Annotated in this window: 10 protein-coding genes; 3 read left to right on the top strand and 7 right to left on the bottom strand. The window is 52.5% G+C overall.

The annotated features are described in order from the left end of the window. Positions 1-3: 3 nt before the first annotated feature. The 7 genes from E1757_RS11135 to E1757_RS11165 all read right to left on the bottom strand — a co-directional run bounded on the left by E1757_RS11135 (position 4) and on the right by E1757_RS11165 (position 8,603). Positions 4-1,095: a M24 family metallopeptidase gene (locus E1757_RS11135; protein WP_133227784.1), complete on the bottom strand. Its 1,092-nt coding sequence runs from the start codon at positions 1,093-1,095 to the stop codon at positions 4-6. Positions 1,096-1,126: 31 nt separating this feature from the next. Continuing rightward, positions 1,127-1,873: a sugar phosphate isomerase/epimerase family protein gene (locus E1757_RS11140; protein ID WP_133227786.1), complete on the bottom strand. Its 747-nt coding sequence runs from the start codon at positions 1,871-1,873 to the stop codon at positions 1,127-1,129. A gap of 13 nt (positions 1,874-1,886) precedes the next feature. Further along, positions 1,887-3,305, bottom strand: coding sequence for an aldehyde dehydrogenase family protein (locus tag E1757_RS11145; protein WP_133227788.1), 1,419 nt, complete (start codon positions 3,303-3,305; stop codon positions 1,887-1,889). Positions 3,306-3,334: 29 nt separating this feature from the next. Then, the gene (locus E1757_RS11150) at positions 3,335-4,189 is read right to left on the bottom strand and encodes a class II fructose-bisphosphate aldolase (protein ID WP_133227790.1); all 855 of its coding nucleotides are present in this window, start codon (positions 4,187-4,189) and stop codon (positions 3,335-3,337) included. Next, the gene (locus E1757_RS11155) at positions 4,186-5,460 is read right to left on the bottom strand and encodes a diphosphate--fructose-6-phosphate 1-phosphotransferase (RefSeq protein ID WP_133227792.1); all 1,275 of its coding nucleotides are present in this window, start codon (positions 5,458-5,460) and stop codon (positions 4,186-4,188) included. The genes E1757_RS11150 and E1757_RS11155 overlap by 4 nt, the downstream gene beginning before the upstream one ends. Beyond that, entirely contained in the window at positions 5,430-6,779 is a 1,350-nt protein-coding gene (locus E1757_RS11160) for a hypothetical protein (protein WP_133227794.1), read from the bottom strand. The genes E1757_RS11155 and E1757_RS11160 overlap by 31 nt, the downstream gene beginning before the upstream one ends. A 270-nt stretch (positions 6,780-7,049) precedes the next feature. Then, entirely contained in the window at positions 7,050-8,603 is a 1,554-nt protein-coding gene (locus E1757_RS11165; protein ID WP_133227796.1) for an extracellular solute-binding protein, read from the bottom strand. Between the two features lie 427 nt (positions 8,604-9,030). Between E1757_RS11165 and E1757_RS11170 the strand changes: the two genes are divergently transcribed. The 3 genes from E1757_RS11170 (at position 9,031) to E1757_RS11180 (ending at position 11,638) form a co-directional block, all read left to right on the top strand. After that, on the top strand, positions 9,031-9,486 hold the full coding sequence (locus E1757_RS11170; RefSeq protein ID WP_246079167.1) for a cysteine hydrolase family protein: 456 nt from the start codon (positions 9,031-9,033) through the stop codon (positions 9,484-9,486). A gap of 255 nt (positions 9,487-9,741) precedes the next feature. Beyond that, the gene (locus tag E1757_RS11175; protein WP_165972074.1) at positions 9,742-10,362 is read left to right on the top strand and encodes a TetR/AcrR family transcriptional regulator; all 621 of its coding nucleotides are present in this window, start codon (positions 9,742-9,744) and stop codon (positions 10,360-10,362) included. A 4-nt stretch (positions 10,363-10,366) separates the two neighbouring features. After that, the gene (locus E1757_RS11180) at positions 10,367-11,638 is read left to right on the top strand and encodes a glycosyltransferase (protein WP_133227800.1); all 1,272 of its coding nucleotides are present in this window, start codon (positions 10,367-10,369) and stop codon (positions 11,636-11,638) included. The last annotated feature ends 35 nt before the right edge of the window (positions 11,639-11,673 follow it).

Here is an 11,673-nt window from a genome sequence, read left to right on the forward strand (position 1 = left end):
ATATTAGCGCTGCAATATCCCCGGACGGACGTACGTTTTACCGCCAACGTTTATTTCAAACCGCGGGTAAGCAACGACTGGAGTTATAATTTCGTTCCCATTTGTGCCAACAAGCATCGTGTCTTCCGACTTTGCTCCGGAAACCGAAGGATTCCAGGCATAAAGCTGCCCCTCCTCGACAAGCAGCGTCTCGTCGGGAGTCGATAATTTTTCCCTGGTAGTAAAGCCCGTCAAGCCGCCTTGATGATGGCGGGTATACTCATCCGGAAATCCGGCCTCGCTATAGAGCGCTTTCATCGAGGCGAACAGTTCCCCCAACGATTTCCCTTGTGTCGTTAAGTCGATCATATGCGTCTCGATTTCCGCGACGGCCTTGTATCTATGGGCGATCTCATCCGGAATGGTACCAATATGAACCAATCTTGTAGCGGATGCAATCAGGCCGTTGCGTCTGGCGCAAACGACCAGCATCGCATACGATTTCAGCGTTTTGCCTGTCGGCAGCGGATGCCGCCGGCTGAAAACCCGCTCATCGACGGCAATCAGATTGACGATCGGATCCAATCCTCGTTCATAGCATTGACAAGCGAGACGTCCGGCAATGGTATATTCGCTGTCGCCGGGATGAATGTCCAAGGCGGCCCGTTCGATCGCTTCCGCTGTCCATCGTCCGATCTGCTTTAACTCCCCGATCCGGTCGTCATCGATTATACTACGGAGCTTCAACATTCGGGCTTCCAGCTCGACATCCGTTTTGAGCGGAGCGCCTTCAGCCAGATGCAGCCGCAGCAGCCTTTCCCGATCCGCCGGGTTGAACCAGCTCCATACTTCGACAGTATCGATCCCGGCCCATACATCGCTCGGAATTTCTTCTTCTTCCAGCCGTTTGGCTTCAATATTATTGGCGATCAGGACACATTTGCCACCCGCAACCAAAACATTGCAGCAGCCCGGCTCCGATGCGAGATTGATATGGCTTCGGCCGCCAAGCAGCCAGCTTAAATTTTTTTGCTGCGTAAGCAGTATCGCCGCGTTTTCGGTTTCGGCCAGCTTTCGAAGCTGTTCAATCCGACGGTTTGTATCCATACTTTTCATGGTCTCCCTCCTCGTGCCGCTCTCATGTTCATTATGCCTCCAGCTTCGACAAGTAATCTCTGCTTATTCGGGCGCTTGTCAACGGCGGGAGCTCGCTTGTATCCTGCTCAATCGTCCATAGGTCGAGTCCCAGCGTATCCAGCAGCTTAACGGCTTCGCCAATACCGACATCGCCGGTGCCAAGCTCTCTCCAGTTTTCTTTTGTCGTGTCTTTGATATGTAAATATTTGATCTGCCTTTGATACCGTTCGACCGTCTTGTTCAAGTCATACCCGCTCCTGTACAACCATCCGATGTCAAGCGCAATGCCGATATGCTCATGCTCGGCGATAGCGTCGAACAGTTCATAACCGTACCGTTCAAACTCCCAGGCATGGTTGTGGTAGGATAGCTGGATCCCTTGTTCGGCGCACCGCTCACCCATTTGCTCGATAATATGGAGCCATTCCCGCTGCTCCTTCATACTTTCCCGCTTTGCCGGACTGAACAACAGATGCCCGATATCAAACTGTTTCATGTCCTGCAGCAGCTCTCCGAACTCCGCTTTAATCCCTTGATTGTAAAAGGTTTCCGGTGAAGTGTGCAGGGCAAATATCCGAAGCGGCTTCTCATCCAAATATTTGCGCAGCTTTTCCTTTTGCTTCATGACAGTAAAGCGGCTCTCCACGCCGTCGTAACCCGCTTCCATCGCTTGATCGTAAATCGGGACAAAATCCTGATCCAGATTGGCATTGCCCCATAGCTGGGTTTGAACCGCGATCCGTTTCTTTTGGCTCAAAACGAGCACCCCCTTATAAATTAAAGACAATAATTCGTTCCTCTGTCATTTCGTGAATGGCGTATTTCGGCCCTTCTTTCCCCCAGCCGCTTTCCTTTACGCCGCCGTAAGGCATTAAATCGGCTCTGAATTGCGATGCATCATTGACAATCATCCCTCCGACATGGATCGCTTTGGCTGCATGAAACGCGGTAGTTAAGCTGGTTGTAAATATGCCTGCCTGCAGCCCGAATCGGGACAAATTGATCCGCTTGATGCATTCGTCAAGCTCCGCATACTCGGTAATGCCGACGACCGGTGCGAACAACTCTTCGCAAGTTACTTTCATGTCATCTCTCACGCCGCTTAACACTGTCGGTTGGAACATAGCTCCTGTCCGCTGTCCGCCGCATTCCAGCCTTGCTCCGGCCTGCAGCGCCTCCTGCACCCATTGCTCCGTACGCGCCGCCTCCTTCACGCTGATCATCGGTCCGATATCCGTCTCCGGATCAAACGGACTTCCCGTCCTTAAAGCTTGGGTCCGGGCAACGAACCTTGCCTTGAAGTCCTCGTAAATGTCTTTATGTACGTAAATCCGCTGCACGGAGATGCAAACCTGACCTGCATTTGCGAAGCTTTTGTTGACGCACATGTCGACCGCCAGATTCAAATCGGCGTCATGATGCACAACTACCGCGGAGTTGCTGCCCAGCTCCAGCAATACTTTGCGCAAGCCGGTAGCTTGCTTTAACGCTTTGCCGACAGCGGGACTGCCGGTGAACGTGTAAAGATTAATCCGTTCATCCCGGGCAAGCCAGCTCCCTATAGACGAGCCGGAACCGATAACGAGATTCAAATATCCGGATGGCAATCCAGCCGTTTCCAGCAGCTGTGTCAATTTCAAAGCAATCAGCGGAGTCACGCTGGCGGGCTTTAGCACAACGGCGTTACCTGCGGCAATAGCCGGCCCAATTTTGTGTGCAACCAAATTCAAAGGAACGTTAAAAGGAGTAATGGCGCACACGACCCCAACCGGCATCCGTATCGTAAAAGCCAGCCTGTTTTCCGCGCCGGGCGAGCTTTCCACGGGAACGCCCTCGCCGTGAATACGCTTGGCTTCTTCCGCAGAAATTTCAAACGTTTGCGCAGTCCGTTCGACTTCCGTGACCGACTCTTTCATCGTCTTGCCGACTTCCTGCGTAATGATTCGAGCCAGCTCCTGTTTATGCTCCAGCAGCAGCTCGCTTGTTTTTTTCAAAATTTCATATCGCCGGTATGGAGACAGCCGGTTTGTGCTATAGGCCTTCTGTGCGGCCGTTACTGCCCGTTCTGCCAATTGCTTGGAAGCAACCGAAACGGCAGCGACGGTTTCCCCCGAATATTTGTCCTTCACTTCCAGCTTCTCTTCCGTTTGAATCCACTCGCCGTCGATCAGAATCGGATAATGTTCCATGGTTTTCGCACCTCATTTCTAAAAATGGTTCAGGCTTTCCCCTTGCTTCCAAACAGCCGGATCTTGTCAACGACAATTTGCTTCATCCGGTCGGCGCCTATTCTCGCATAGGTAAATACGTCAAGGGATTCCCCGAACTGCTGCAACGCCTCGCGTACTCCTTGCGTATAAGCGCTTCGCAGCTCAGTGTCGACATTGATTTTGGCCACTCCGTTTTCAACAGCTTGGCGGATTTGGTCATCGGGAATACCCGAGCCTCCGTGCAGTACGACAGGTATTTGAGTCAATCCGCTAATCTCTCTCAGTCGGGAAATATCCAGTTTCGGCATCGATTTGTACAATCCGTGCGCCGAACCGATAGCTGCGGCAAGGGAGTCGACCTGCGTTTCTTTATAGAAATAAAAGGCCTGCTCGGGGTCGGTGTAATAAGCATCCTTCTCATCCACCGAAAGATCGTCCTCAACGCCCGGAATTTTTCCAAGCTCTCCCTCCACGGCAATTCCCACTGCATGAGCCGCGCGTACCACATCGCGGGTAATGGAAATATTAGTGCTCAAATCGTAATGCGAACCATCGAACATGACGGAGGTGCAGCCGCTCTGAATCGCTTGAATCGCCTGCTCGTAGCTGCTTCCGTGATCCAGATGAATAATAACGGGGACATCCGATTCAGCGCCGTACCATCGAATGGCGTTGATTAAAGCGCCGAACCCGCTATTTCGGATAGCGCGTTGGCCGATTTGGATCATGACCGGTGAGTGCTCTTCCCGCGCCGCCTCCAATATTCCCTGCACCATTTCAGCATTATGAGCGCTGAATGCGCCGACAGCATATTTACGGGAAATAGCATCGTTCAACAGTTCCTTTGCAGTGACCCGGTTCATGAGGTTTCCTCCATATCTAAAAGAGATAACGTTTTTAACGATTTGTAGGATTTAGCTTCACTCATAAACGGACTCAGCCACTGCCGGTAGCTTGGATCTATGGTTCCGGTAACGTTGGTATACGCACTGTCCAATTCCCGTTCCAGACCAGCCACTTTGTCAAAAGCAATTTTCCTAATATCCCAGCTGTAAGGTTGTTCCGACAATCTTTCAATGCCTACCATGCACCCGCTTTCTCCTTGGAATATGAGCTGCGCCGCCCGCTCCCCCAATACCATGGCCTCTATTCGGTCAAGCTTGGAAACCGCAAAGGAAGCACAGCGCTGTAAAATGCCCAAATTTTCATAACGGCATGCAAGCCCTAATTCATTGCTTACTGCTTCGCGCAAAACGCTCCCTACTCCGCCCAGCGCTTTTTTCCCCGCATTTTGTTTCAACCCGTTAATCCCGTCCATCATGATTGGCTGGCCGCTCTCTCCTTTTAAGCCTTCGCTCACAACGACGACACAATAGCCAAGCCGCGCCTGAATATCGGAAACTGCCGAAATCATTTCGTTGATATCAAACGGTTTCTCCGGAACGTACACCAAATGCGGACCGTCTTCTTCCTGCTTTTTAAAGAACGCTGAAGCTGCTGTCAGCCAGCCGACATTACGGCCCATCGTTTCGATGATGCGCACCTGCTCGAAGTTTTTCATCGCTTTTAGATCAATCGATAAATCTCGAACGGCATGCGCCACAAAATTGGCGGCACTTGGAAACCCGGGCGTGTGATCGATACCCGCAATATCATTGTCCACCGTTTTCGGAATGCCTATCACCTGAAGCCCGTAGCCGATTTCTTGCGCTTTAGAAACAAGCCGGCTGCAAGCCCACATCGTTCCGTTGCCTCCAATTAATACAACAACATGAATGTCGGCCTTTTTCAGCTGCTTGACCCCGATCTCCAGGTCCGTGTCGGACAACGCCATCCGGCCGGAACCTAGTACAGCTCCAGGCTGGTACTTCAGCCAATCGAGCGGCTGGCGCATATCCAGTCTGAAAAAGTCGCCGTTTACAAGTCCGCTCAATCCTTGGTGCACACCTATAACATTCGTCCGGCGGTCCATTCGCACGATTTCCTTTAAAAATCCGTATAAGCTGCTGTTCAATACTGCCGTGGGACCACCTGCTTGGATGACAGCAATCTTTTTGCTGTATCGAGTCCATGAACCTGTTAATTCCATATCATCCTCGCCTTTCATAATACGATCGGTTCTATGTCCAACCATTCGCAAAGCGCTTTCATTTCCTCGTTTATATTTGCATAGACCAAAGAATAATGCGGTTCAAAGCCAAGCTTCATTAACTTTTTAAACAATGGCGCAATAGGCTGATTGAAGCCCACCTCTACGCTGGTTCCCAAAAATTTTTGCGGCTCGTCGAGCGCTTCTCCTTCCATCATCAGCATCCGGTATGTGCCCGGGCGGGACGGATTCGGACCTAAACGGTTTATGGAGACTTGTCCCTGCTTCAAGCCGAATTCCAGCGTAAAGCCGATTTGGCGGTTCGGATGAACACCTGCGACAGCGCCCGTATCCGGTCGAGCCAAGGAGAATGCGCCCGCTCCGCAATGCCAAAACACGCCGGAATCTTTGCTTTCATCAATATGGACCAAGTCACCCAAGTAAGGCGCGCTTGCAGCCAGTTGTTGCTGGATATACATCGTGATGGCTCCGTGAATATCCGCTTCGCAGGAGGCCATAATGCCTGAATCGATAAAAGAAGAAACCGTCGAACAGGCGGCTGCGCCATAATCGTTGAAAAATTCCGGCCAGCAGCGAACAGCGACAATACTAATATTTTGACGTTTGAGGTCTTGGATCAGCGTCGTTTGGAATCGCGCAAACTTTAGCAAGCCTTCCGGGGGAATCGACCCGAGCGAATTCACTTTCCCGTTCAGCGATGCAATCACTTTCTGCGCTTCCGCTTCAGGGATATCGTTTGCGCGACGAAACGCTTCCTGCAAATCGAGCTCGACGAGCTTCGGCCCTATCGATGAAAGCATATCCGGTTTCGCATCGGAGAAGAAAAAACCGTCCGGATGTTTGCCGAGAACACCGATCTTTAATGTGCGCAGCTGTCCGATAAGCTCGGCTGCTCTTAGTTGAACGGTCATTTCCTTGATAAGCGCCTCTTCCGTCGGGTTTCCGAAAAGCAGAGCGAATTTACGTCCGCCCGCAACAAGCGTGTTGCTGAGATTATTCACACCTGTCATGGAGTTCAATGATAGCCGTGTCCCTCCCACCCGCGGTTCGCGAACCCCCCATAACAAAATGGGCAAATCGGAAAGATCCATAATTTCTTTAATGAACCTTGCGTCAACAAATGTAGTCGTCTGCACGACAAGCACATCCGGTTTGCTATCCTCCATCATTTCTTTCACAAACTGCCCGGTATCTTCAGGCGACATGAGAAGCGATTCGGATGATGTACATGTCTCGACAAGCGAATCAAGCAATTTTTTGGATTGCTCAAAATAGAGATTGGCTGATTCGAGATCGAATGTCGACCTCCCTACTGCGATAAAACCAACATGTAATGGCAGCATCGTATAACGTCCTTTTCAAAAAGAGATTTTTTATAAAAGTTTCTTTTGAAAATTAATAATAACATCATGATGTTATGTTCATTGTATGTTATGCTTCCTTCTCCTGTCAATACATATTTTGGAATCATTTCCGGCGCCGCTCCGCCAACCTTTACTCGCAGATATGAAGCCTCCTAATCGTTATGCCGGCTGATGCCCGTTAACGCAGCAAGGCTGCCAATCGATTGGCAGCCTCGCAGCATACATTAAATTTCAATCAGGGTCCTGGACTTACTTCCACTTTTGTGCTTCCGGTCCTCTCAGCTTGATGCCGGATTTCTTTTCGTAACGCTCATTGGCTTCCTTCAACGCATCGTTGCCGCCCTTCGATTTCCACTCCTCGATCACTTTAGGCCAATCGGAAATCGGTTCCTTGCCATACACCATCTTGACCATATGCGTGATCAGCACGGGCGGAGCCGTATCGGATAACGGCGAGATGTCGGGATTTTTTTGCATTGACGTAAGGATCGGATCGAATTCGAGTCCGCCGCGGCCTTCGTTCGGCAGGATGGTTTCGAACGTTTGCAGCAGCTCCTTGCCTTCCGGCGTAGCGCCCAAAATTTGCTTGCGGTACGCATCGTCCTTGACCATATGAAGAAACCCGCTCAAATAACGCTGCTCGGAAACCTCGGCATCGGTTTTCGGTTCGATCGGCAAGGTCAAGTCAAACCACTTGTCGGCCTCTTCCGTCACCTGCCATTCGAAAAACTTGAGAATGCCCGGGATTTTATCCTTCGCGATCTTGGCGTTGATGAAGTAGGCGCGCGCTCCGGAAGAATACAAATATCCGCCGCCCTTCCCGTCAGGCCCGATTGGCGATGGTATGATCTTGATCTTCGCGTCGGGAACCGTCTGTTTCAGCTGCGTTTGCCACTGCAGCAGCTCCTGCGCGTTCATTTCCCACATGCCGGCTTTGCCCGATAAAATAATATTTTTGAAGTTCGTCGGGTTGATGGTTGCGAACTCCTTGTTGATCAGTCCTTCGTCAAACATCGTTTTGTACGTTTGCAGCGCCTTCTGCATGTTTTCGTTGTCGAAAAACTTCGGCTGCACCTTTCCGTCGACCACCTCGAATTGGCTCGTGTATGGATAAACGTCATAGGCGCCGAAAAAAATATCGGCATACTTGAAGTCCTGACGGCCCATGAAAGGATGCTCCACACCGATCTTCTTGAACGCGCGCAGCATGTCAAGATATTCGTCGACGGTTTTCGGGTCCTTCGTAATGCCGGCTTTCTTCATCAAGTCTTCCCGCACCCAGGTCGCTCTGCGCGAAGGCTGGGAGATAAACTCCGGTATCGCATAAATTTTGCCGTTAAGCGTTACCTCGTCCCAGGCCGCTTGCGGAATCGCTTTGAGCAAATTCGGCGCATGCTGCTTCAGCAGATCGTTCAGCTCCAGGAAGATGCCGGCTTGCACGGAGCCCGCGAGCTCTTTGCCGCTTGTGCCCGCACCGGCTTGCACGACATCCGGAATATCGCCGGTGGCGAACATTTGCACCATTTTTTTCTCGAACTCGGCATGCGGAACAAGCTGGATATCGAGGTCGGTGTTCGTTTTTTTCTCCAGCTCCTTCACCCATTTGTCGTCGTTCAGGTTGGACGCTTTTTCTACGTAATCGAAGTTAAGCGTACGCAAAGAAATGCTGAATTTCGTGGGACCTTGCTGTTGGGCCGGAGTCGCGTTGCCCCCCTCCTTCGCCGCTTCCTTGGAGCCGCCGGAGCAGCCCGCCGCACCGACGGTCAATACAGCCGCCAATGTACACGCCATCCACTTTTTCATCTTAATGCTCTCATCCCCTTATCCCTGCTTATGGTACCGCTTTCAATTTAATTCCGATGCATATGTAAACGCTATCAAATTCTATGTTTATACTAAAGCCTTTTCGGCTGACCCTGCTATAGGGTTTCTTTAGGTGCTGTGATGTTTTTTTTAGGTTTCGTTCAAAGCCCGTGAAAAAGGCCGGCTAAAAAATACGATTTCATTACCCGGATTTCGCTGCATTCTCCGCGCATTGATTTTCCCAATTTTCCGGGGGCTCGCGTTTCACCTTTTCCGATCCGCTACATAGGCTAATGAAGTAACAAACCAAGGAGGGTATTTATGCTATATTGGTGTCCTGTGTGCGGCATTTGCCATGGAGAACCTACAATTATCGAAGAATGGAATTCCGTCGTCCCCCCGAACCACCGCATTACTCGTCCTGGATATGGAAAACACGATATGCGCCAATCCTCGCTGCAGAAACTCGATCCCCAAGATCAGCGCTCTCTTGACCCGGGCACGCGAAAGAGACATGCCGGTGGTCTATAGCCTTACACATGCTGGAAACGTTTCCGATATTGCATATCCGTTAAGCCCTGCCACACAAGATCCGGTTGTGAAATCAAATGTAGACAAGTTCTACGAAACCGATCTGGACAAAATACTGCATGACCGCCGCATTCAAACCGTTGTGATTACCGGCTACGCGGCCAATGGAGCTGTTCTTCATACAGCCACGGCTGCTGCATTCCGTGGATATAACGTTGTCATCCCTGTTGAAGGAATGTCCGCTCCAAATCCTTATGCCGAGCAGTATACGGCGTGGCATATGCTGAATAGTCCGGGGACGCGGAACCGGGCAATTTTAACGAAAATGAATCTGATTGCTTTTTGTCATTAGGAAATGAATCCGGAGCTAATCTTTCATGCGGGCCGAAAGAGCCGCTTCTCTTTGCCGGTCTCATGTTGTTGATGATATCAGAGACAAAAAAGCTATCCAGTCGCATCAATGCCACTACCTATTGCAGCCGCTTATCGGAGAAAAAGAACTGAGGATTGTACGGGCTACCGGCAGGTTTTCGGCTCTTGCGGATTGACTTCTAGACATTTTGGTGTTAATCTCATTAACATCAAATATATAATGGAGTTGCGGCAAATGGGAACGGAAAATGACAAGCAGCCCGAGCAGCTCACTCGTCCCTATAAGATGCAGGCCCGGGCGCGATCCGCAGCGGTAACCGGCGAGCGAATTCTTGATGCTGCGGTGGGGATTTTTTACGAGCAGCCGGCCGAGAATCTTTCTCTCGAGGAAGTCGCGCACCGCGCCGGCGTCTCGGTGCAGACGGTGATTCGACGTTTCGGAGGCAAAGACGGTCTTTTCACTGCTGCAGCCGAACGCGAAGCGACTCGAATTGCAGAACAGCGCAATCAGGCTGAGACGGGGGATGTGGCTGGGGCCTTGAGCATCCTGATCAATCATTACGAGGAAGTAGGCGACGGAATATTTCGCATGCTGGCCGAAGAGCTCCGCCGGCCCGCTTTGCGCAAAATCGTCGATCTCGGCCGCGTTTATCACCGCCAGTGGTGCGAGCGGGTCTTCGCCCCTGCGCTGGCCGATCGGCGCGGGACCGAACGGGAGCGGCGCCTCGTCCAGTTGATCGCCATCACTGACGTCTGCACATGGAAGCTATTGCGCCGCGATTACGGCCTAAGCCGCAATGAAACGGAGCTCGCAATGTGCGAGCTCCTTCGACCCCTGATTCCTGAAGGGAGGTAATTAGATGGCTCGTATCCTTGCTTATACATCGCCTGCACGCGGCCACCTGTTTCCGCTGATTCCGATCCTGGACGAGTTGCGTCATCGCGGTCACGATGTCATGCTGCGCACACTCGCTTCGCAGGTGGAACTTGCACGATCGCACGGCTTTGACTCCGCACCGATCGACTGCAGAATCGAGGAAATGGCTCACGACGATTTTAAGGCGCGCACGGCCCGCAGTGCGCTGCAAAGCTCTGTCCGCGTGTTCTGTGCACGTGCACAATTTGACGCCCCCGATCTACGGCAGGCGATCGCCGAAACCCGTCCCGATGCAGTAATCGTCGACGTTAACTGCTGGGGTGCGGTCGCGGCTGCGGAGGCATGGGGCGGTCCCTGGGCGACATTTTGCCCATATCCGATCGCGTTGACCTCACGCGACGCCCCTCCGTTCGGTCCTGGACTTCCACCCGCTCGCGGACCTCTGGGCAGGATGCGTGATCTCGTTCTTCGGCCATTGTTTGTCGGTACTTTTGAGCGCATCATGCTGCCTCCGCTCAACGCGGTGCGTGCAGGTCTTGGGCTTCTGCCGCTGCTCAGCTCGGACGACATGTTCGGCAGTCCGCCGCTCGTACTCTACTTCACCGCTGAGCCGTTTGAGTACAAACGCTCCGACTGGCCGCAAAACATCGTTATGGTCGGCCCCTGTTCTTGGGACCCTCCTGTCCATCTGCCTGAATGGCTCGACGAGATCAAAAGACCGATCGTGCTCGTCACTACATCTTCAGAGTTCCAGGACGACGGTCGTCTTGTCGAGACGGCTCTAAAAGCTCTTGCGGATGAGGACTTCCACGTCATTGCGACGCTCCCCTCTCATAATCCGTCCGCTTTCCGAGCATCAGCCAACGCCAGCCTGCTGCCGTTTCTTCCCCACGGCCCAGTGCTTGGCCGTACCGCTTGTGCGATCACTCATGGCGGTATGGGGGCCACCCAGAAAGCGCTGACTCACGGCGTGCCTGTGTGCGCAGTGCCTTTCGGGCGCGACCAGCTCGAGGTAGCCCGGCGCGTTGAGGTCGCCCGAGCGGGCTCACGGCTGCCTGCCGGCCGACTAAGCGCAGGCCGTCTGCGCGTCAAGGTGCGCGAGGCGATTGCGTGCAGCGAAGGCGCCCGCCGCGTTGCCGCCGGATTCACGTCGGCAGGTGGCCCCCGTGCCGCTGCCAACGCCCTTGAGACGCGTCTCCTGGGATATTCCCACGACCAAGTCTCAGAGCCGACGCGCCCTCGCGATCGCGCCTGACGCTCGGAATCAAGTATCCGATCATAACTTTATGT

It is taken from the genome of Paenibacillus piri (assembly GCF_004354045.1).
Lineage (GTDB): Bacteria > Bacillota > Bacilli > Paenibacillales > NBRC-103111 > Paenibacillus_S > Paenibacillus_S piri.

Bases quoted from the DNA above. Each gene is read 5' to 3' on its own strand.
- E1757_RS11135 (WP_133227784.1), bottom strand. From the start codon at position 1,095: ATGAAAAGTATGGATACAAACCGTCGGATTGAACAGCTTCGAAAGCTG.
- E1757_RS11145 (WP_133227788.1), bottom strand. From the start codon at position 3,305: ATGGAACATTATCCGATTCTGATCGACGGCGAGTGGATTCAAACGGAA.
- E1757_RS11150 (WP_133227790.1), bottom strand. From the start codon at position 4,189: ATGAACCGGGTCACTGCAAAGGAACTGTTGAACGATGCTATTTCCCGT.
- E1757_RS11155 (WP_133227792.1), bottom strand. From the start codon at position 5,460: ATGGTTGGACATAGAACCGATCGTATTATGAAAGGCGAGGATGATATG.
- E1757_RS11160 (WP_133227794.1), bottom strand. From the start codon at position 6,779: ATGCTGCCATTACATGTTGGTTTTATCGCAGTAGGGAGGTCGACATTC.
- E1757_RS11165 (WP_133227796.1), bottom strand. From the start codon at position 8,603: ATGAAAAAGTGGATGGCGTGTACATTGGCGGCTGTATTGACCGTCGGT.
- E1757_RS11170 (WP_246079167.1), top strand. From the start codon at position 9,031: ATGGAAAACACGATATGCGCCAATCCTCGCTGCAGAAACTCGATCCCC.
- E1757_RS11175 (WP_165972074.1), top strand. From the start codon at position 9,742: ATGGGAACGGAAAATGACAAGCAGCCCGAGCAGCTCACTCGTCCCTAT.
- E1757_RS11180 (WP_133227800.1), top strand. From the start codon at position 10,367: ATGGCTCGTATCCTTGCTTATACATCGCCTGCACGCGGCCACCTGTTT.